Here is a 19,703-nt window from a genome sequence, read left to right as displayed (position 1 = left end):
TCGGTACGGCTTCGATCGAGGCTTGGTCCAACTCAGAGTGAACGCTCACAGCGCTGTTCACAGAGCTGATCCAGAGGCTGACGCCCTGTCACCCTGAGTCGAAAACGCGCCCAGACGGCATAGGCCGCGTTCACGACCGCGCCCAGCACGGGCCAAGTCGTTGGTGCATAGATCCAGCCAAGGCCGATCAAGCGATAAGCCTCACGAAACACCGCCACATCGGTGAGCACAGTGCCATCGGCCTGAATGGCATGGATCTTGGCCATAGCCTGTCGATACGTAATGCCTGACCAGTCCTCAGGCCGGTAATCCTGTGCATCAACATCCACGAAATGGATGGTTCCCTGACGGTCACGGCGACTCAAGAACGTCACTTCACGGACGCAGAGAGGGCAACCTCCGTCGTAGAGGAGAGTGAGCTCCGGGCTCGTGCTCATGCAGCAGGGTCAGCAACGGAGTCAGTTCTAGCCAGTTCGCTCATGCGGTCCGCTTGACTGCTGCGGCCATCCTGACCACCTGGCTCATCGGCCCAACATCGTGCACGCGCAACACCTGCACACCTGCCTCGACAGCCCTGGCACAGACGGCCGCAGTTCCCCAGATCCTGGCCCGAGCTCGAGGCTCATCAAGCACAGCTCCGATGAATCGCTTTCGGGAAGGACCGAGCAAAAGAGGAATGCCATCCTGTTGCAGCTCTTCCAACCGGCAAAGGAGCTCCAGATTCTGGTCGTTGGACTTGGCGAAGCCAAGGCCTGGATCCCAGATCAGTTGCTCCCGCCGTAAACCGGCAGCCAAAGCACGATCCGTGCTGCGGCGGAGCTCACTGAGCACACCGGCCACCACTCCGCGATCGCCGTAATCCGTGCATGCATCCATCGTGCTGCTGTCTCCCCTGCTGTGCATCAGCACGTAGGGGCATCCAGCGTCCGCCACCAGTGCAACCATCGCGGGGTCCCGCCGGCCACCACTGACATCATTGATCCAGTCAGCACCGGCTGCCAAAGCAGCCTCCGCCACCGGAGCCAGAAAGGTATCAACGGAAATGATCAGCTCGGGATGGGCTGATCGAATCGCACCCAGAGAAGGGAGCAGGCGTCGGAGCTCTTCTTCAGCACCCACCTCCTCAGCTCCAGGTCGGGTGCTCTGAGCCCCGAGATCCAGCACATCCGCCCCAGCGGACACCTGCTTTGAGGCCTCTCTGAGGGCGAGATCAAGCCGGTTGAAACGACCGCCGTCACTAAAGGAATCCGGAGTGAGATTGATCACCCCCATCACGGCCGAACGTTCGTCCCAGCAAACCGGACGTCGCATCCTGGATCAGGCGGCTTGGTAGTTCGCGATGCGAGCGAAGCTTTCTGGATCTAGCGAAGCGCCGCCCACCAGCACACCATCGATGTCGCTCATCCCCATGAGCTCATCGATGTTGGCTGGCTTCACGGAGCCGCCGTACTGGATGACGAGGTCAGGAGCCCCCACCCAGCTGCGGATCAGGCCACAGATGCGATTGGCCTCGGCGGATTCACAGGTCTTGCCTGTTCCGATGGCCCAGATAGGTTCGTAGGCCACGACCAGATGGCTGGGATCAAGACCTTCCAGTCCCTGCTCCACCTGACGACGGATCACACGTTCGGCTTCGCCGCGGCTGCGCTGTTCATCACTTTCACCGACGCAAACGATTGGGATCAGCCCGTTGGCCTGAGCCGAACGCGCCCGGTGATTGATCTGTTCGTCGCTTTCGCTGAAGTACTTGCGTGGTTCGCTATGACCGACGATCGCGTAACGCACCCCGTGCTCTTCGAGCATCGATGGTGAAATCTCAGCGGTGTAGGCCCCCTGGCCCTCCCAATGCACGTTCTGACTAGCAATCTCGACCCGCGACCCTGAACTCGCTTCCGCCATGGTGCTTATCGCCGTGAACGGGGGTGCCACCACCACATGGCGATCGTCAGAGGTGTTGGCGATCAGTGGAAGAAAGGTGCTCAACCAATCTCGGGTCTGGGCACAAGTCATGTGCATCTTCCAGTTTCCAGCGATCACCGGTTTGCGCACTCTTGCGTCCTCTGCAGTTCAGCAGCAGCCAACTTACGTTCCAGCGCGGGAAATCTGATTCAGATGTCGGTGACGATGGCCTGATCGGTGCCCATCGACACATGATCACCCACATGAAGCTGACGACCACGCTGGGTGATGACGCAATCATTCACCACCACTTCACCTGCTTGGATGCGCATCTTGGCCTCACCGCCCGTCCCGACCCAGCCTTTCCATTTCAGGAACTGATCAAGGCGCATCGAGGGAACAGCGAGGAAGACCATTGATAGTGTGACGCGATGCTGAAACCGTCCGAAGCAGGATTCCGCAGGCTTCTGCCCCTGCTCCGTCCACACCTGCGTCAACTGGTGGTCGGGCTGATCTGCATGCTCGTGTACGTCAGCAGCTTCCTGCTGCTGCTCAACCTCGCCGGTGACCTGTTCCCAGCCCTCGGTTCCCGGGATCTCGGACGCGTGCTCAGCCTGATCGGACAGGGGGTGCTGATCTTTGCTGTGCAGAAACTGGCTCAGTTCGGCCAGGACTCACTGCTGGCCGGACCTGCACTGCAAGTGAGCAAAACCCTGCGCAGTGACCTCTTCAGCAAGCTCCAGACCGTGGAACTGGGGGCTTTGGAGAAACTCTCTGCAGGCGATCTCACCTACCGCCTGACCGAGGATGCGGATCGGGTGAGTGAAGTGCTCTACAAGTCGGTGCACGACACGTTGCCCAGCGTGCTGCAGCTGTTCGCCGTGCTGGGCTACATGCTCTGGCTCGACTGGAAACTCACGGCGTCGATTCTGTTGCTCGCCCCTCTGATCATCTGGCTGATCAGCATGTTCGGCGCACGGGTGATGACCGCCACCGAACGCAGTCAGAAGAAGGTGAGTGAACTGGCCGGCCTTCTGGGCGAAGCCATTGAAGGACTCCCCCTGGTGCGCGCCTTCGCTGCCGAGCCATGGCTGCAAGGCCGCTTCGAAGAGGAGATCGATCAGCACAGGAAAGCGCGACACCGCACGTACAGCCTGGTCGCCCTGCAGCACCCTGTTGTGGGAATGATCGAGGTAGTCGGCCTCTTCTCCGTCCTGGGACTAGCCGCCTGGAGAATTCAGAGCAATGACCTAAGCATTGCCGGATTAAGCAGCTATCTCACCGGGTTGGTGGTGCTGATTGATCCCATCGCTCACGTCACCAATAACTTCAACGAGTTTCAGCAGGGCCAGGCGTCGTTACGGCGTCTCCGCCAGATCGAACGCCAACCCCAGGAAGCAGCCGACCCAAACCCTGCCATTCCGATCGGACGCCCGGCAGGTCACCTGAACCTGCGGGAGGTCAACTTTGCCTATGGCGACGGTGAGCCGGTGCTGAACGACATCAACCTCAGCATTCACGCAGGGCAAGTGGTGGCCCTGGTCGGCCCCTCGGGAGCCGGCAAGAGCACCCTGTTCTCGCTGCTGCTGCGCTTCAACACGGCACAGTCGGGTGAGATTGAACTGGATGGTGCCAACCTGTCGCAAGTGAAAGCACGCGAATTGCGCAAGCAGGTGGCGCTTGTGCCTCAGCGCACCACCGTGTTTTCAGGCAGCATCGCCGACGCAATCCTCTTTGGCCGCGAAGCCAGCCACCAACAGCTGACCGAAGCCGCCCGTCTGGCCAATGCCCACGACTTCATCATGGCGTTGCCCAAGGGGTATGACACCCAACTTGAGGAGCGAGGCACGAACGTGTCCGGCGGCCAGCTGCAACGGATTGCCATTGCACGGGCTGTGCTCGGCAACCCTGCTGTTCTGCTGCTTGATGAAGCCACTAGTGCCCTCGATGCCGAAGCTGAGGCGGCCGTTCAGCTGGGGCTACGCCAGGCCATGCATGGACGCACGGTGTTGGTGATCGCTCATCGCCTGGCGACGGTTCAGGAGGCTGACCAGATTGTTGTTTTGGATCAGGGCCGCATCAGTGAAGAGGGAACCCATGATCAGCTGATGGCGAGCAATGGTCGCTATCGCGATCTGTGTGAACGTCAGATGATTCGCGATGGACGCGGCTAAGTTGCGTTGGAATCAGGCAATTTCAGCCGCTTTTCATGACTGCCACTCCTACGGAAAACCCTGTGCTCACCTTCGAAGGCAAGCGCTACGACCTCAATGCCCTGCCTGACGAACTGAAAGAGCTGGTTCGTGGCATGCAGGTTGCCGACGCTCAATTGAGAATGCACGAAGACACCCTCAAAGTGTTGGCCGTAGGACGTCAATCACTGGCCATGCAGCTAAACGAACGGCTCAAGAACGTCACCCCCCTGCCCGACAACGGCTGATCGTCATCCGCTTCAACGGCACCGGCGTGTCGCAAAAAAAGCCTCCGCTGACGCGGGGGCTTTTTCGTGGTTGAGAGTTGAGCAGTCCCCAACACACAGCCTGAGGTTTCTCAATCCGGTGTGTCTCAGTCAGCGGTTTCAACCGAGCGGCTGAAATAACTGCGGCTGAGTTGGAACACCGTTCCAGACAGCAGCAATAAGGCAATCAAGTTGGGAATCGCCATCAATCCGTTCAGTGTGTCAGCAACACCCCAGACGACACCACGGTCGCCCACAAGACAACCGACCACGACCACGACCACCCAAACCATGCGGAACGGAAGGATGGCGCGAACACCGAACAGATATTCGGTGCAGCGCTCGCCGTAGAAACTCCAGCCCAGCACTGTGGTGAATGCAAAGATCAGCAGTCCCAACGTCACCACCAAGCCGGATCCGTTCAAGGCCTGGTTGAAGGCGGCGATCGATAAGTCAGAGCCGGAGAGAACGCCATCCATGGCTCCGCTCACCAAAATCACCAAAGCGGTGAGAGTGCAAATGATCAAGGTGTCGATGAACGTGCCCAGCATGGCCACCGTGCCTTGACGGACAGGGTCGTTGGTTCTGGCCGCAGCGTGGGCGATGGGAGCACTGCCTAGACCAGCTTCATTGGAGAAAATTCCCCGTTTAAAGCCCATCAGGATCACTTGGGTCAGGGTGCCAGTCGCTGCCGCTTTCCCCGTGAAGGCATTGGTGAAGATGCTGCCGAAGGCTTCGGGCAAAGCGCTGATATTGGTCAACAGGATGATCAGACAAGCCAGAACATAGGCAATGGCCATGAATGGCACGACTGCCGAGGCGACCTCGGAAATTCGACGCACACCACCGACGATCACGGCAAACACCAGAACGCCGAGAACAACAGCCGTGTAGGCACGGGGAATGCCGAAGGTCAGCAGAGCACTCGACACTTCAAAACACTGGACGCCATTGCCGATCCCGAACCCGGCGAGCATGCCGAAAAGGGCAAACAGGCCAGCGAGCCACATCCAGCGAGGGCCAAGACCATTGCGGATGTAATACATCGGTCCGCCGACGTGGTTGCCCAATTCATCCACCTCGCGGTAGTGGACGGCGAGCACCGCCTCGGCGTACTTGGTTGCGATGCCAAAGAATGCGATCAACCACATCCAGAACACAGCACCGGGTCCACCGATGGCGATTGCTGAGGCCACCCCGGCGATATTGCCGGTGCCCACGGTTGCCGCCAAAGACGTCATAAGGGCCTGGAAGGGGGTGATATCGCCCTCATCGGCCTTTTCAGGACTGGAGAACATCATGCGCACGCCATACGGCAGACGCAGAATCGGCATGAATCCCAGACCGACCATCAGCAGAACGCCGGTAAAGGAAATCAACCCGATCGTGGGCCAACCCCATGCGAAGGCGTTGATGGGACCATTGATGGACGTGACCAGACGATCCAGGCCCGAAGGGGATTGAGCAAAAACAATCATCACAACGCCTCCAGATCGGTGAACTGGAACACCTGAACACTGTCGTTGCCATCGGCATCCTTGGTCTGGATGGCACGACGCTCCAACACCCAGCGGCCCTGATCACCCAGAGCAACAAAGGTGTCTTCAAAGGAATTGGCAGGTCCCTTGGCCTCACCTGTTGCGGGATCCGAATACTGACTGGTGTAGTCGCGGCTCAAATAACCAGCGCCGGTATCCGTGGTGCTGCCGGTGTGAATCGTCACTACCGTGCCGTGGATATGACGGTGAACCATGGTCACCACGTCATCCTTAATGCGATAGCGGTCGCCTTCCCCCTTGCCGCCGATCAACACTTCCAGGCCTTCGGCGGTGCTGTTGCCAGCCGTGAAAGTGTTCTCGCCATGCACTTGCTCAAAGGGACGACGCACACGGTGGATGGCCACTTCCCAAAGCTGTGAGGCCACGGCCTTTTCAACCTCGGCATCTTCAATGCCCTCGACACTGGCCTTCAGATCAGCACCAACCTGGAATCGACCTTCCACAGTCCGCTCGCCCTGCTGCCAGATGCAGCGACCCTTGTAGCCACCAAACCCGGGATCCCAGGTGTAGCGGTTTTCATAGGCGGCACGAAAGGCATCGCGGCAGTCGCTGCCGGCGGCAATGGTTGAAGGGCTGGAGACGGTCACGGGAAGACGCGCAAGCTTCCGCGACCTTACCGGGCCTGCACCTGATCATGAACATCTTGCAAAGCATGGATTCCAAACGTCTGGGACTGAAGGGCCTCGATGGCCTGCACCGCTGAACGCGCTCCCGCCAGCGTGGTGAGGGTGGGCACGGAGTAATCCAGCGCTGCGCGACGCAGATAACGGTCGTCGTGGGCAGCCTGGCGTCCTATGGGCGTGTTGATCACCAGCTGCACGTCGCCTGAACGGATCTGATCCTCAATGTTTGGACGCCCCTCATGCACCTTCAACACAGGCTCGACGGCCAGACCGGCTTCATGCAACGTGGAAGCGGTCCCTGACGTGGCTGTCAGCGAAAAACCCAGATCAAGCAGTCGCTTCGCCACAGGAACCAGAGCGGGCTTATCACGGTTGTGAGTGGACAAGAACACCGTTCCCTGGGTTGGGAGCGCATCACCAGCAGCCTGCTCGGCCTTGGCGTAAGCCATGCCGAACTGAGGAGCCCATCCCATCACCTCACCAGTGGAACGCATTTCAGGTCCCAGCAATGAATCGGCACCCGGGAAACGGCGGAAGGGAAGCACAGCTTCTTTGACAGCCTGCAGCGGTGGCCTTGGCTCTTCCGTGACGCCCACATCAGCCAGCGTTTCACCAGCCATCAGACGGGTGGCAACCCGCGCCAGCGGCACACCGGTGGCCTTGGCCACGAAAGGAACAGTGCGAGAAGCACGGGGATTTGCTTCGATGATGAAGACGCGTTCTTCACCAGATTCGGTGCGCTGAACCGCGAACTGAAGATTGATCAAGCCCTGAACCTTCAGACGCAGAGCCAAGTCCCGCGCCCAGGACCGGATGGTGGCCAGAGCCTCATCGCCCAGGGAGATCGACGGCAGACAGCATGCGGAGTCCCCGGAATGAATTCCCGCTGGTTCGATGTGCTCCATCAAGCCGCCAATGACCACCACTCCATCGCGATCGCAGAGTGCATCCACATCCACCTCAATGGCGTTCTGCAGGTACTGATCAATCAGCACAGGATGGTCGGGTTCCACCTGCACGGCTTCACGCATGTAGCGATTGAGTTCCGCTTCGTCGTAGACCACTTCCATGGCGCGACCACCCAGCACGTAAGACGGCCGCACCACAACGGGATACCCAACGGATTCAGCCACCGCCAAGGCTTCTGCCTCACTGCGGGCCAGGCCATTGCGGGGCTGACGGATCTCAAGCTCGCGCAGGATCGCTTCGAACTGTTCCCGGTCTTCTGCGCGATCGATCGATTCCGGTGATGTTCCCCAAATGCGGGTTCCTGTGGCCTGCCCCTCCGCAGATTGCAGCCAACGCAGCAGCGGCATGGCCAGCTTGAGCGGGGTCTGGCCACCGAACTGCACGATCACGCCATCCGGGCGTTCCGCCTCAATCACATTCAGAACATCCTCAAACGTGAGGGGCTCGAAATACAGCCTGTCGCTGCTGTCGTAATCGGTGGAAACGGTCTCAGGGTTGCTGTTGACCATCACGGTGGCAAAACCAAGATCCTGCGCAGAGAACGACGCATGACAGCAGCAGTAGTCGAACTCAATGCCCTGTCCAATCCGATTCGGACCACCACCAAGGATCATCAGCTTGCGCTTTAATTCCAGCGAGACCTCAGTGGCCGTGGGCAGGGACACCAGCGCACCGGATGCATCCAGGCGTGCTGCCGGCCGCTCGTAAGTGGAGTAGTGATAAGGCGTTGTTGATGCGAATTCAGCCGCACAGGTGTCGACGGTTTTGAACACTGGGCGGACGTCCAAAGATTGGCGTGCCGAGCGCACCGCGAGCTCATCAGCCTCCGTAAACCAGGCGATCTGACGATCGGAGTAGCCCAGCTGCTTGAGACGGAGGAAGTCATCGCTGCTGAGGTCAGCTAGTGCACGCCCCTTCAGCAGCTCAGTTTCTGCATCGATTAACAGCCGTAACTTCGCCAGGAACCAGGGATCAATTCGGCTGAGGGCATGGATCTGCTGATCACTGCGGCCGGCCAACATCGCTGCGCGCACGGAAAGGATCCGATCCGGAGAGGGCGTCCGCAACGAACGCTCCAGTTCAGCATCTGTGAAAACGGGTTCATCGCGATCGCCGCCCCAACCGGAAAGACCCGTTTCCAGAGAACGAAGCGCTTTCTGAAACGACTCCTCGAAACAGCGACCAATGGCCATCGCTTCACCCACCGATTTCATCGCCGTTGTGAGCACCGCGGGAGATCCACGGAATTTCTCAAAGGCGAATCGGGGGATCTTGGTGACGACGTAGTCGATCGTGGGCTCGAAGCAGGCCGGGGTCTTACCGGTGATGTCGTTGAGAATTTCGTCGAGCGTGTAACCGACAGCCAAACGGGCGGCGATCTTGGCAATGGGGAAGCCTGTCGCTTTGCTGGCCAGGGCCGACGAGCGACTCACCCGGGGATTCATCTCGATCACCACCACCTCACCATCGGCGGGGTTGATGGCGAACTGAATGTTGCTGCCGCCGGTGGCCACACCGATCTCGCGGATGATGGCGATCGACTGATCCCTCAGGCGCTGATATTCACGGTCGGTAAGGGTCTGGGCCGGAGCCACCGTGATCGAATCCCCGGTGTGAACCCCCATGGGGTCCAGGTTTTCGATGCTGCAGACAATCACAACGTTGTCCGCCAGATCACGCATCACCTCCAGCTCAAATTCCTTCCAGCCCAGCAGAGACTTTTCAATCAGAATCTGAGAGACGGGACTGGCATCAAGACCGCTTTTGCAAATCGCGGCGTACTCCTCAGGGTTGTACGCGATGCCACCGCCGCTGCCGCCCAGCGTGAACGCCGGTCGGATGATGCGCGGAAAGGACGCAATGGCAGCGCCCACCGCTTCGGCTTCCTCCAAGGACGAAGCGATGCCTGAGGGGCAGACTTTCACGCCGATGCGCTCCATGGCCTGCTTGAACAGCAGTCGATCCTCGGCTTTGCGGATGGCCTGAAGATCCGCACCGATCAGCTCAACCCCAAAGCGCTCCAGGGTGCCGTTTTCAGCCAGGGCAACCGCCAAATTCAGTGCCGTCTGACCACCCATGGTGGGCAGCAGCGCATCCGGACGTTCCGTCTCGATCACCCGAGCCACCACTTCAGGCGTGAGCGGTTCCACGTAGGTGCGATCCGCCATGTCCGGATCGGTCATGATCGACGCCGGATTGGAATTCACCAGGATCACTTCGTAGCCCTCGGCGCGAAGTGCTTTACAGGCCTGGGTGCCCGAGTAATCGAACTCGCAGGCCTGTCCGATCACGATCGGCCCCGAACCCAGCAGAAGGATGCGACGAAGATCGTTCCGCCGTGGCATGGGCTTCTCTTTGCGGCCAAACAATTTCAGTCTCCCACGCAGCCTCCGTAAGAGACAGCGTTATTTGCACAGCAAGTGCCGGTCAGTCGCTAGCGTTAAGGGTGAGGAGCGTGATGACAGCCATGAGCGAACTCCAGCGCCTGAAAGGGTTGCTGCCCCCCGAAATGCAGAGCTGGGTGTTCGTCGAGGCGGCCGCAGCTGTGGATCCTTCTTTGATCACACTCGAGGAGATCGGGCGGGATGAAGTGGAGATCCAGGTGGATCTCGATTCTTGGGACAGCCTTGCGCTGGACCATCGCAACCTTCTCTTCTGGCACGAGGTCGGTCGAATCCAGAACGACACCATTCCTCGGGATGGCTGGGAGATGGCTGCTCTGGCCATCGGCCTTGGCGGAGCGATCGGTGAACTGTGGGTTCAAGACGGACTGCTGTTGATGATGGCTCTGGGGCTTTCGGGCTTCGCTGGCTACCGGCTTTACCTGAAAAACAATTCGGAAAAGCGTCTTCGCGATGCCATCGCAGCAGACGAACGCGCCATCGACCTGGCCTGCCGATTCGGATACAGCGTCCCCAATGCTTACAAGAGCCTCGGAGGCGCCCTCAAAGACCTCGTGGAGAAAACTCGTAAAAAGAAAAAACGTGGTTACTACGAAGATCGACTCGAGGCGTTGCGCAAGAGTGCTGGGAAGGCCCGAGCTGAAATGGCTCAGCAGCAGGGTTCCCGACAGTCCGTCACCAGCGAAAACGTTTATGGATAGTGAGCAGCTTGCGGAGCTCGCAGCTGATGCCTGCGATGACCGCAAAGCCGTCGACATTCAGCTCATCCGCGTGGATGAAGTGTCGAGCCTGGCTGACTGGATGGTGATCGCCGGCGGACAGAGTGATGTGCAAGTGAAGGCCATCGCCCGATCGGTCGAAGATCGGATTGAGCAGGAGATACAACGCCTTCCTCTCCGCAAGGAAGGCCTCAACGAAGGGCGCTGGGCACTCCTCGATTACGGCGAGCTGATTGTTCACGTGCTGATGCCCGAAGAACGCCGCTTTTACGACTTGGAAGCCTTCTGGAGTCACGGCGAACGCCGTCCCTACTTAGCCTCAAGCACAGCCGATGCTTAAGCTTGAACCCCGGCATGGAAGCGAGCATCGCCTGCCCGGTGCCACCTGAGCAGCGACCCCAAGAGGAATACGCCCAGCTCTGCAGTTCCTGGTTTTTCGCCTGGCCTTGCACAGCACAGGTGTCCCTCGACCGCGCTCTACTGATCAGTTGGCTGCTGATCTCACCGCTCACCGTGCTCGTCGCCAGCGGCAGCTGGACCTTGCGTCATGACCCGGTTCGCCTCCTAATTGCCGGCGGCGTTGCCGCACTCGTGTTGCCCATGTTGCTGCTCACCAGGCAGTGGCTTGGATGGACGTATGTGCACAAGCGCCTTCTCTCCGAACAAGTGGAGTACGAAGAATCAGGTTGGTACGACGGTCAAATTTGGGAAAAACCCCTGGCGTGGCGAGAACGAGATCTGTTGCTGGCCCAGCATGAGGTTCGGCCCATTCTTGGGCGTCTTGGCCGTGCCATGGCGCTGGTGACGGGGCTCATGCTGGGTGGGGCGAGCATCTGTCAGGCTCTGTGAACCTGAACAGCAAGCGGGCATGTCGATCCCATCCGGTTACCGCGGTTCGGCCCGGGCTGTGAGTTCACCACCTCTCGAGGTGCATCTCAGGCGTGGTTCGTCGATCGAATCGACCCACCGTGTGCACGCCGTGGTGTGCGACAGCCGCGGCCGCGTGTTGATGCGAGCCGGGCAGCCCGACTTTGAAACCTTCATTCGATCCGCGCTGAAACCGTTCCAGGCACTGCCACTGATCAGCAGTGGAGCCTCTGAAGCCTTTAGTTGCGGAGAGCGTGGAATCGCCATTAGCTGCGCCTCTCATGCGGGCACCCCCACCCACGCCCGCGAAGCGTTTCGGATGCTCTGGAATGCAGAGCTTGAAACTGAAATGCTGCGCTGTCCGGTGCCAGCCGGTCGCACCAGTCCGCTGGAACACAATTGCTCTGGGAAGCATGCCGGCTTTTTAGTGACCGCCCGCAAAATGGGCTGGCCTCTTGACAGCTACCTGCAGGGCGATCATCCCGTTCAGCAGGAAGTGAACCGTCGTGTGGCAGAGCTTTTGGGGCTCCCTCAGGAGGAACTGGTGGCAGAGCGTGATGACTGCGGCGCTCCAACCCTGCGTCTTGAACTTGCTCAGATGGCGCTGCTCTTTGCTCATCTCGGATCATCAGCCCATGCCGAGCTGGAACAAATCAGTCGAGCGATGCTGACCCACCCCGAACTGGTGGCTGGTGATGGTCGCTTCGACACAGAGTTGATGCGTCGTTCGCATCGACAGGTGATCAGCAAGGGCGGCGCAGAAGGCATTCAGTGCCTAAGCCGTACGGGCGAAGGGCTGGGCGTGGCCATCAAAGTGGAAGACGGTGCGCGCCGCGCGAAGCAAGCCGTGGCCTTGCACCTGCTTCGCCAGCTCGATTGGATGACCCCTGGCGGGTTGGAGGAGTTGGAAGAAGAGTTGCTGATGCTCAATCCGGGCGTCCAACTCAACGTGGAGGGTGAGCTGCGCTCTTGACCCAGAGCTGGTGGCCTGACGGACCGCAGAGTTGTATGATTTAAAAGCCGACGCGGGGTAGAGCAGTCTGGTAGCTCGTCGGGCTCATAACCCGAAGGTCGGGAGTTCAAATCTCCCCCCCGCCACCAAATCAAAAGGCTCCACTTTGGTGGAGCTTTTTTGTTGCCAAATTTCTCAATCGCGATCAAGAACAAGACCGAGAGTTCGCTGTCAGTGCAGCAACGTTGACGACAGGTTCTTATCAAATCGCTCGGTGCATCTGCGCTGACACTATTGGATCAAATGGCAATCGTGAGTCCTTGAATCACACTCAATCACCCACCATCTGCGATTAACGGTTGTTGAAATCTTCGTGTCAAGCGATGGCAACAGGATCTGAGGATTGATTGCACGACTCGGAGGACATTCACGGCCCTCGGCAACATTGTCGGACCTTTGATCCAGACACGCCAAGGACGTGCTTCCGGTCACATCGGAAACTATCGGGTGGTTGTTGCTGCTGCCGTGCCTCTGCATCCCTTTGAAGCGATCGTGATCGGCTCGGGAGCAACCGGTGGTGTTGCCGCGATGACCTTGGCCGAAGCCGGCGTGAGGGTGCTGGTGGTGGAGGCAGGACCAGACATGTCTGCGATGGAGGCCTTGGGAGGTGAACCCGCCAACAGCCTTCGCCGTGCGGAGGGGTTACTCAGCGGACGCCATCGCGTCCAGGCCCAACATCCGGGGTATTGGAAACAGAATCCTGCGCTCTACGCCGATGAGCGTGCTTTTCCTTATGAGACGCCGGAGGATCAACCCTTCCTGTGGACCCAGGGCCGACAGGTTGGAGGACGCAGCCTCACCTGGGGAGGCATCACGCTTCGGCTATCGGACTACGAATTCAAGGCAGCCAATGACGATGGATATGGCCAGAACTGGCCGATCAACCACAACGATCTGGATCCTCACTACACCGCCCTCGAACGGCTTCTGAAAGTGCGTGGAAACCGCGACGGCCTCAGTCATCTTCCCGATGGACAACTGGAGCCTGCGCTGCCCTTGATGCCAGAGGAGTCGCAGTTCCGCGACGCCTTGCATCGGGAACGCGGTCTGACCTTGATCCACTCCCGGGGCTTTGAAGCCCATCAGCCTTCAATCACAACACCCTGGCCGCGATCGAGCAGCAATGGCTCCAGCCTGCGTCGCGCGCTGGACACAGGGAATGTCGAAATCCTCAGCAATTGTGTGGCCGAGAGGCTGGAACTGCATCCAGGCCGGCAGCGAGCACGGTCGGTCGTGGTGGTGAACCGTGCAACGCATGAGCGACAACGTCTGGACTGCGAGCTGGTGGTGGTCTGCGCTTCCACCATCGCCAGCCTTCGCCTGCTGCTGCAGTCGGAAGAACAGAACAACGGGCCAGGGGGATTCATCGATCCCTCCGGACAGCTGGGCAAGGGGCTGATGGACCACGTGTCCTGCTGCCGCTTCTTCTCAATCGCCAGTCAGACGGGGCGGCAGGCGATGCAACAGCGCGACCCCACCACCACCCTGTCGGGGGCAGGCAGTTTCTTCCTGCCCTTCGGGAACGCACCCGAACGACGCGCCAACGCATCCTTTCTGCGGGGCTATGGGCTGTGGGGCGCGATCAACCGCTTCGACCCACCCTGGTGGCTCAAACGCCATCCGGATCGCCGACTGGGTTTCCTCATCGGCCATGGGGAAGTTCTGGCAGATGCGCGCAACAACGTGCGCCTTTCAGAGCAATGCGATCCCCTCGGAATCCCCATGCCCTTGATTCGCTGCCGATGGGGCAAGAACGAGCACGCCATGGTGCGCGACATGCAGCGCACGATCCAAGACTGCATTGCTGTAGCAGGGGGCACAGCTGCGTCGCTACCCGACCTGGTGCATCTCCCCCTGGTCGAGCCGATCGTGCGGAGTGCTGCGGCCGTTCAGAAGGATGCGCCTCCCCCTGGGTACTACATCCACGAAGTGGGTGGAGCTGCGATGGGGAATCACGAAGACACCAGTGTGGTGGACCGCTGGAATCGCCTCTGGCGCTGTCCCAATGTCCTGGTGGTGGATGGGGCCTGCTGGCCCAGCTCAGGCTGGCAGAGCCCGACACTGACCATGATGGCGATCACACGAAGGGCCTGTCAGGACGCCGTCAGGCCTGCTAGCGGCTGAACAGGTCGTCGAGATAACGCTCGGTCACAGCGCGGTCCGAGCAGCCGTTCTGGAAGAGGAACTGCGCCAACGCAGAGCTCATCACCTGGTATTGATCCCAGTTGGGGTTGGACCCAATGAAGTCTTTTAGGCCCCGATACAGCACCTCAGGAATTTCAGCTTCAAGGCTGACAAAGGGCGCATCAACCTCCGTAGAAGGCACCGCTTGGGAGTCCATGCATCGTTCGAGGTGATTGCGATCCATCCAGTGCGTTGGGCCTCGTGTTCATCAACAGGGAGCCACAAAACCATGGCGCTCGTCAAAGGCAGGCTCCAGATGCGACCAAATGCACATCTCATTTGAGACTCGCTTCAGCGCAGGAAGCTTGTGGGGTGACATGGGTCGATGACCTCGAAATTGAAAACGTCCGTCCCACTGTCAAGTCGCAAATATCACCAGATCGCAAACCCACAAGCGCACACGCGAGAACAGGGATTCAGGCGATCAACCGTGGAAAACCCTGGCAAACCTGTGGAAAAGGCCTTGGGTTCTCCACAAAACGCACTTTTGATTAGTCACGCTTATCTTAAAAAGTCTCATGCGACGCAAGTAAGATAGAGACACCTGAGCACGTCAACACCACCCAATTGCTTCAGGTTTAAGGCTGAGTTGTGTTGTCTTGTGACTGAACATTGCGCAGGGTGGCTGGACCAAGGGGGTGCTCAGCGTGCGGGTATGGATGATGACCGTGGCTGTGATCGTGGGTAGGGCTGTGATCCGTCCCATGGCTGTGGTCATGGGGATGGTGATGGCCGCCGCCGAGCGGAATTGGCACCCCATCAGGTGAACAGGCCCCAGTGCATTCCCGCTCGCAGAGATCACAGGACTCGGTGAGTCCCTCCACGTGGTGATGGTGACTGGACTGCTCCAGACCAACTTCCTGCTCAAACCCCAGCACCTGGGCTCGGTACTTGCACAGAGAACAGTTCATCGCCGCTTCCCCGCCCAGCACCTCTTGCACCCGTTCAACAAAGGTGTCGAGGACATGGTCGTGATCCCCCAAGTACGACGCATGAAGGAATTCCAACTCGGGATGATCGTCAGCAACCCGTTCGGTGTGCTGACGAATGCGGCTCACGAGCACCCCTGAAAAGAGGAAATAAGGGAATACCACGATTCGCTTGAATCCCAGCTTCACCACGTGGCGAAGCCCAGGTTCCACCAGTGGGAAAGTGACACCGGAATAGACCGTTTCACCCCAGCCGAATCCGAACCCCTCCACCAACATCCGCGTCACCTTGGACACGTTGGAGTTGGCATCAGGATCTGAGGAGCCCCGACCAACCACCACCAGCAAGGTGTCGGACAGCGGCACCTCCGGGGCCTGAGCCAAGGCCTCACGGATGCGAGCCCCTGCAGCCGCGATCATCAAGCGATCGACACCCAGCTCGCGCCCGTATTCAATCTTCAGACCCGTTTCAGCGCTGTAGGTGTTGAGCACCGAGGGAATGTCGTTCTTGGCATGCCCGGCCGCGAAAAGCATGGCGGGAATCGCCAGCACTTTTTCCACGCCCTGCGCTCGCAAGTTCTCAAGACCATCACGCAGGATGGGCTGGGCGAATTCAAGGAATCCGTAGTCCACCGGGAACCCTGTTAGCCGCTGTTTGAGGCCAACCGCCAGACCCTCAAACTCCTCGACCGCCAGACGATTGCGACTGCCGTGACCACAGATCAGAACACCATGCTTCGGTGCATCAGGACCATCGATCTGCAGCGCCACACCCGGTATGCCTCTCCCTTGAACTTATTCGGCGCTGGAAAGGAACAGCAGCGATGAATCCGCAGGCCCGCGATGCCAAGTCCCTCGGATGCCTGAGCCCCGGGCCAGAGCTATTGCCACCACTGATGCGTCAACCGCTGGGTGGGACTCCACTAATGGTGCGATCGGGAGGCACATCAAGCCGTTGCGCGGCTGATCAGCACTGGACGCTGGATCTGCGGCGCCATCAGCAGTTCCGCTACATCCACGCAACGCAGGAGGTGGAATTCGGTACGGGCCTCTCCATGGCCGCACTACTGAGGCAGCTGCAGGCTTTCGATCGCGCCATCCCGATCGGTCTCTCCGGCCTGCCCGGCAGCGGCTTTGTGCTGACTGGCGGCATGGGTCCCCTCAGCCGAACGCAAGGGTTGGCGATCGACCACATCACAAAGGTGGAAGGGGTTTGGGGATCAGGAGCGCCGTTCACGCTTAATGCCGAGCAAGCTCAGCTCGAACCCTCAAACGCAGCTGCTTGGCGGGGCCTACTGGGTGCAGCTCCCTTTCTCGCAGTGGTCACCAAACTGCGGCTGCGCACCCATGCCGTTTCCGAGCTGAGGCTGCGCAGGGGTTGGATCAACCCATCGGAATTGCCAGCCGTCATCGCCTTGGCAGAACAGTGGCCCGAGAGCTGCAGCCTGCAATGGACCTGGGGCGAGATGCTGGAGATCTACGCCGTGGACTGCAGTCCACCATCAACACCTAGCCCAAGTTTGCAAGCGCTGGATCCCTTTTTGAAAGCTTGCTCGGGCGGCGGGGTGCAGCAAGTCCGCGATCAGTTGGACCTGCCTGCCTTCGGCCAGTACGGAATGCAGACAACAACCAATGCGGCACCCTCCGGGGCCACCCGTTCTCATAGCGAGGTTCTGGGGCGTCTTGGGCCTGTCTTGACGGATCAAGCCGAAGCCCTGATTGAACAGCTGGAGCGGCACATGCGCCAACGCCCACACCCGGCTTGCCGGATCAGTGCCCAGCAACTCGGAGGAGCCACCGCACGCATCGATCCGGACCGCACTGCCTTCGTGCATCGGGATGCCCAGTGGAAGCCGTGGATCACAGCGAGCTGGACGCCGGGTGATGTGGAGGGTCGCTGGCGCAGCCTCGCCTGGATGGAGCGCGTCAATGATGATCTGCGCGCAAGCTGTCCTGGAGTGCACCTCGCGCAGCTCCATGACCACCTACGGGGTCATCAACAAGAGCTCAGCGAAGCCTTCGGCAGCTGGCTGCCGGAGCTGCGTCATTTGAAATCGAACCTGGACCCCGAAGCGAAGCTGCCACCGCTTTGACGTACGGTCCCACCAATCAATGCATTCCTGATGGCCCCAGGATCCGTGCCAAGACAGTTGAACATCGGTTTCGGCAATCCCAGCAAAGATCTGCTGTCAGGCCTGGTCGTGGCCTTCGCCATGATTCCCGAGGCGATCGCCTTCTCTGGCATCGCCGGGGTTGAACCGGAGGTTGGACTGTTCGGCGCCTTTCTGCTGTCGATCACCATCGCCTTTGTGGGTGGACGGTCGGCCATGATCACCTCCGCCACGGGCTCCACGGCTCTTCTGATGACGGGCCTGGTGGCCACCGGCGAGGCCCGCGGTCCTGGCCTTGGACTGACCTATCTCCTGGTGGCTGGCGTCGTGACCGGCATCCTTCAGATCCTCTGGGGCTGGATGCGACTGGCCTATCAGATGCGCTTTGTGCCGCTGGGTGTGTTGAGCGGATTCGTGAACGCGCTGGCCCTACTGATTTTCCAAGCGCAATTGCCTGAACTCGGGATCAATCTGCATTTCGGGGAAGCCAAAGCCGCTGGTGATGCCCATGAGGTGATCCTCAGTGGAGTGCAGCTCCCGATCATCTGGGGACTGGTTCTGCTGGGTCTGGTCATCATTTATGGCCTGCCCCGTTTAACGCGGGTGGTGCCGTCTCAGCTGGTGGCGATTGTCGTGCTGACGACAATCTCCATGGTCTTCAATTTGGCGGAAAACTACGGAATCCCAACCGTCAGTGGCCTCGGTGATCTGCCCAGGGGACTGCCGATACCGAGCTGGCCCTTCGGTTCACCTGAAGACCTGAAGGTGCCCTTCAATCTGGAAACCCTCGGCATCGTGTTGCCCACAGCCTTGGCCATTTCACTGGTGGGACTGATGGAAACTTTCCTCACCCAAGACATCTTGGATGACCGCACCGACAGCAATTCCAATAAAAACGTGGAGGCACGGGGTCAAGGCATCGCCAACATCGTGTCGTCACTGTTCGGTGGCATGGCCGGCTGTGCCTTGGTGGGTCAGTCGGTGATGAACATCGACAACGGTGGACGCACACGCCTCTCGACCCTGTTTTCAGGCATCAGCCTGCTGGCGATGATCCTGCTGTTTGAACCCTTGCTGAAGCAAATTCCCATGGCGGCCCTGGTGGCTGTGATGATCAGCATCGCTGTCAGCACGGCCGATGTCGCTGGTCTGAAGCGGATTCGATCGATCCCCAAGAGCGACACGGCTGTGATGCTGATGACCTTCGCGGTCACCATGCTGACCACCCCCCACAACCTGGCCCTTGGCGTGATCGCCGGTGTGGCCCTGGCAGGGATCCTGTTCAGCCGCAAGGTGGCCAAGGTGATCCGCGTGGAAGCGGTGGATGTCACACCCAACCTGCGCCGTTACGTGGTGACCGGTCAGCTGTTCTTCGTCAGCAAGATCTATTTCATGCAGGGATTCGACGTGCATGACCACCCCGGTCAGATCACGATTGACATGTCCGGTGCTCATATCTGGGACCAAAGCGGCGTCGGCGCCCTCAATCAACTGATCCGCAAACTTCAGCAGGGCGGATCGCAGGTGGAGGTAGTTGGTCTCAACAAAGAGAGCCTAGATCTGTTCGAAAGAATCGGCAGCCAGCCCGAGGGGGCTCACGGCTAAGTCTCTCCAGAGGCTTCAACGGCTGTTGTCGAGCAAACCGATACAAGCGGAAAAATCGTTACGCATCCCACTGAGGCGCTGGCGGATCTGCTGATCACTCGTCTGCTCCTGCAGATACAGCTCGGTGACATCGTTGCCGATGCTCATCACCAGGCACAGGGTTTGCAGATCATCCGTTTCAACGGCTCGTTGCTTGGCTCCTTCGAGGATCACGCTGAGCAGCGCCATCTTGTTGTTGTAAGCCTCGCGATCACTCACCTGCCAAGCAGACACAGGCGCTGAGATGCTCACCATCGCCATCACCAATGCGGGGATGGATCCCAGCAGGCGATGGAACATTACGGTGCGACTGATTAACAATGAGCT

Annotated in this window: 19 protein-coding genes and 1 tRNA gene; 10 read left to right on the top strand and 10 right to left on the bottom strand. The window is 59.5% G+C overall.

What is annotated here, in order from left to right:
- Window positions 1–32: 32 nt before the first annotated feature.
- The 4 genes from SynA1560_RS06855 to SynA1560_RS06840 are packed head-to-tail and all read right to left on the bottom strand — an operon-like array spanning window position 33 to window position 2,315.
- Complete coding sequence (locus SynA1560_RS06855) at window positions 33–437, bottom strand: thiol-disulfide oxidoreductase DCC family protein (RefSeq protein ID WP_186470863.1); 405 nt, start codon at window positions 435–437, stop codon at window positions 33–35.
- Between the two features lie 40 nt (window positions 438–477).
- On the bottom strand, window positions 478–1,311 hold the full coding sequence (gene folP / locus SynA1560_RS06850; protein ID WP_186470862.1) for a dihydropteroate synthase: 834 nt from the start codon (window positions 1,309–1,311) through the stop codon (window positions 478–480).
- A 6-nt stretch (window positions 1,312–1,317) separates the two neighbouring features.
- Window positions 1,318–2,049, bottom strand: a complete 732-nt coding sequence (gene tpiA / locus SynA1560_RS06845) for a triose-phosphate isomerase (protein ID WP_186470861.1) — start codon at window positions 2,047–2,049, stop codon at window positions 1,318–1,320.
- 59 nt (window positions 2,050–2,108) lie between these two features.
- Complete coding sequence (locus tag SynA1560_RS06840) at window positions 2,109–2,315, bottom strand: RNA-binding S4 domain-containing protein (protein WP_370523200.1); 207 nt, start codon at window positions 2,313–2,315, stop codon at window positions 2,109–2,111.
- A 15-nt stretch (window positions 2,316–2,330) separates the two neighbouring features.
- On the opposite strand from SynA1560_RS06840, the gene SynA1560_RS06835 reads away from it, so the two are divergent.
- Together SynA1560_RS06835 and SynA1560_RS06830 are read left to right on the top strand one after the other, a co-directional pair.
- The gene (locus tag SynA1560_RS06835) at window positions 2,331–4,073 is read left to right on the top strand and encodes an ABC transporter ATP-binding protein (protein WP_186470860.1); all 1,743 of its coding nucleotides are present in this window, start codon (window positions 2,331–2,333) and stop codon (window positions 4,071–4,073) included.
- 35 nt (window positions 4,074–4,108) lie between these two features.
- The gene (locus SynA1560_RS06830) at window positions 4,109–4,339 is read left to right on the top strand and encodes a DUF6447 family protein (RefSeq protein ID WP_186470859.1); all 231 of its coding nucleotides are present in this window, start codon (window positions 4,109–4,111) and stop codon (window positions 4,337–4,339) included.
- A 125-nt stretch (window positions 4,340–4,464) separates the two neighbouring features.
- Here the strand turns inward: SynA1560_RS06830 and SynA1560_RS06825 are convergent, their stop codons facing one another.
- Genes SynA1560_RS06825 through carB form a run of 3 tightly spaced genes read right to left on the bottom strand, consistent with a single transcriptional unit; the run spans window position 4,465 to window position 9,853 of the window.
- Window positions 4,465–5,835, bottom strand: coding sequence for a sodium:alanine symporter family protein (locus SynA1560_RS06825; RefSeq protein ID WP_186470858.1), 1,371 nt, complete (start codon window positions 5,833–5,835; stop codon window positions 4,465–4,467).
- Window positions 5,835–6,503 carry a DUF3386 domain-containing protein gene (locus SynA1560_RS06820; protein WP_186501500.1) on the bottom strand — a complete coding sequence of 223 codons (669 nt, stop codon included), beginning with the start codon at window positions 6,501–6,503 and terminating at the stop codon, window positions 5,835–5,837. Before SynA1560_RS06820 ends, SynA1560_RS06825 begins: the two co-directional genes overlap by 1 nt.
- A 26-nt stretch (window positions 6,504–6,529) precedes the next feature.
- Entirely contained in the window at window positions 6,530–9,853 is a 3,324-nt protein-coding gene (carB, locus tag SynA1560_RS06815; RefSeq protein WP_186501499.1) for a carbamoyl-phosphate synthase large subunit, read from the bottom strand.
- A 122-nt stretch (window positions 9,854–9,975) separates the two neighbouring features.
- Between carB and SynA1560_RS06810 the strand changes: the two genes are divergently transcribed.
- From SynA1560_RS06810 to SynA1560_RS06785, 6 genes are all read left to right on the top strand, one after another.
- The gene (locus tag SynA1560_RS06810) at window positions 9,976–10,611 is read left to right on the top strand and encodes a DUF3318 domain-containing protein (RefSeq protein WP_186470855.1); all 636 of its coding nucleotides are present in this window, start codon (window positions 9,976–9,978) and stop codon (window positions 10,609–10,611) included.
- Window positions 10,604–10,969 (top strand): ribosome silencing factor, encoded by a 366-nt coding sequence (rsfS, locus tag SynA1560_RS06805; protein WP_186501498.1) that lies wholly within the window; start codon window positions 10,604–10,606, stop codon window positions 10,967–10,969. The genes SynA1560_RS06810 and rsfS overlap by 8 nt, the downstream gene beginning before the upstream one ends.
- Window positions 10,970–10,983: 14 nt before the next feature.
- Entirely contained in the window at window positions 10,984–11,478 is a 495-nt protein-coding gene (locus SynA1560_RS06800; protein WP_186471071.1) for a CGLD27 family protein, read from the top strand.
- A gap of 19 nt (window positions 11,479–11,497) precedes the next feature.
- Window positions 11,498–12,469 carry an asparaginase gene (locus tag SynA1560_RS06795; RefSeq protein ID WP_186470853.1) on the top strand — a complete coding sequence of 324 codons (972 nt, stop codon included), beginning with the start codon at window positions 11,498–11,500 and terminating at the stop codon, window positions 12,467–12,469.
- Between the two features lie 51 nt (window positions 12,470–12,520).
- A tRNA-Met gene (locus tag SynA1560_RS06790) sits at window positions 12,521–12,597 on the top strand.
- Between the two features lie 376 nt (window positions 12,598–12,973).
- Complete coding sequence (locus tag SynA1560_RS06785; protein WP_186501602.1) at window positions 12,974–14,632, top strand: GMC oxidoreductase; 1,659 nt, start codon at window positions 12,974–12,976, stop codon at window positions 14,630–14,632.
- Here SynA1560_RS06785 and SynA1560_RS06780 read toward each other — a convergent pair.
- Together SynA1560_RS06780 and SynA1560_RS06775 are read right to left on the bottom strand one after the other, a co-directional pair.
- Entirely contained in the window at window positions 14,622–14,876 is a 255-nt protein-coding gene (locus SynA1560_RS06780; protein WP_186501497.1) for a DUF2811 domain-containing protein, read from the bottom strand. The two genes, SynA1560_RS06785 and SynA1560_RS06780, sit on opposite strands and share 11 nt — an antisense overlap.
- A gap of 394 nt (window positions 14,877–15,270) precedes the next feature.
- Window positions 15,271–16,392 (bottom strand): sirohydrochlorin chelatase, encoded by a 1,122-nt coding sequence (locus tag SynA1560_RS06775; protein ID WP_186470851.1) that lies wholly within the window; start codon window positions 16,390–16,392, stop codon window positions 15,271–15,273.
- 53 nt (window positions 16,393–16,445) lie between these two features.
- On the opposite strand from SynA1560_RS06775, the gene SynA1560_RS06770 reads away from it, so the two are divergent.
- Window positions 16,446–17,714 carry an FAD-binding protein gene (locus tag SynA1560_RS06770; RefSeq protein WP_186501496.1) on the top strand — a complete coding sequence of 423 codons (1,269 nt, stop codon included), beginning with the start codon at window positions 16,446–16,448 and terminating at the stop codon, window positions 17,712–17,714.
- A gap of 30 nt (window positions 17,715–17,744) precedes the next feature.
- Window positions 17,745–19,337, top strand: a complete 1,593-nt coding sequence (locus tag SynA1560_RS06765) for a SulP family inorganic anion transporter (protein WP_186501495.1) — start codon at window positions 17,745–17,747, stop codon at window positions 19,335–19,337.
- 15 nt (window positions 19,338–19,352) lie between these two features.
- Here the strand turns inward: SynA1560_RS06765 and SynA1560_RS06760 are convergent, their stop codons facing one another.
- Window positions 19,353–19,676, bottom strand: a complete 324-nt coding sequence (locus tag SynA1560_RS06760; protein WP_186470848.1) for a hypothetical protein — start codon at window positions 19,674–19,676, stop codon at window positions 19,353–19,355.
- Window positions 19,677–19,703: the final 27 nt, after the last annotated feature.

The organism is Synechococcus sp. A15-60 (assembly GCF_014280095.1).
GTDB lineage: Bacteria > Cyanobacteriota > Cyanobacteriia > PCC-6307 > Cyanobiaceae > Synechococcus_C.
Note: the sequence above shows the minus strand (reverse complement) of the source record. Positions and strands in the feature narration are given on the sequence as shown.

What these genes read in the sequence shown, in the direction of transcription:
- SynA1560_RS06855 (WP_186470863.1), bottom strand. Translation starts at nt 437, where the DNA reads ATGAGCACGAGCCCGGAGCTCACTCTCCTCTACGACGGAGGTTGCCCT.
- folP (WP_186470862.1), bottom strand. Translation starts at nt 1,311, where the DNA reads ATGCGACGTCCGGTTTGCTGGGACGAACGTTCGGCCGTGATGGGGGTG.
- SynA1560_RS06840 (WP_370523200.1), bottom strand. Translation starts at nt 2,315, where the DNA reads ATGGTCTTCCTCGCTGTTCCCTCGATGCGCCTTGATCAGTTCCTGAAA.
- SynA1560_RS06835 (WP_186470860.1), top strand. Translation starts at nt 2,331, where the DNA reads ATGCTGAAACCGTCCGAAGCAGGATTCCGCAGGCTTCTGCCCCTGCTC.
- SynA1560_RS06830 (WP_186470859.1), top strand. Translation starts at nt 4,109, where the DNA reads ATGACTGCCACTCCTACGGAAAACCCTGTGCTCACCTTCGAAGGCAAG.
- SynA1560_RS06825 (WP_186470858.1), bottom strand. Translation starts at nt 5,835, where the DNA reads ATGATTGTTTTTGCTCAATCCCCTTCGGGCCTGGATCGTCTGGTCACG.
- carB (WP_186501499.1), bottom strand. Translation starts at nt 9,853, where the DNA reads ATGCCACGGCGGAACGATCTTCGTCGCATCCTTCTGCTGGGTTCGGGG.
- SynA1560_RS06810 (WP_186470855.1), top strand. Translation starts at nt 9,976, where the DNA reads ATGAGCGAACTCCAGCGCCTGAAAGGGTTGCTGCCCCCCGAAATGCAG.
- rsfS (WP_186501498.1), top strand. Translation starts at nt 10,604, where the DNA reads ATGGATAGTGAGCAGCTTGCGGAGCTCGCAGCTGATGCCTGCGATGAC.
- SynA1560_RS06800 (WP_186471071.1), top strand. Translation starts at nt 10,984, where the DNA reads ATGGAAGCGAGCATCGCCTGCCCGGTGCCACCTGAGCAGCGACCCCAA.
- SynA1560_RS06795 (WP_186470853.1), top strand. Translation starts at nt 11,498, where the DNA reads ATGTCGATCCCATCCGGTTACCGCGGTTCGGCCCGGGCTGTGAGTTCA.
- SynA1560_RS06780 (WP_186501497.1), bottom strand. Translation starts at nt 14,876, where the DNA reads ATGGATCGCAATCACCTCGAACGATGCATGGACTCCCAAGCGGTGCCT.
- SynA1560_RS06770 (WP_186501496.1), top strand. Translation starts at nt 16,446, where the DNA reads ATGAATCCGCAGGCCCGCGATGCCAAGTCCCTCGGATGCCTGAGCCCC.
- SynA1560_RS06765 (WP_186501495.1), top strand. Translation starts at nt 17,745, where the DNA reads ATGGCCCCAGGATCCGTGCCAAGACAGTTGAACATCGGTTTCGGCAAT.
- SynA1560_RS06760 (WP_186470848.1), bottom strand. Translation starts at nt 19,676, where the DNA reads ATGTTCCATCGCCTGCTGGGATCCATCCCCGCATTGGTGATGGCGATG.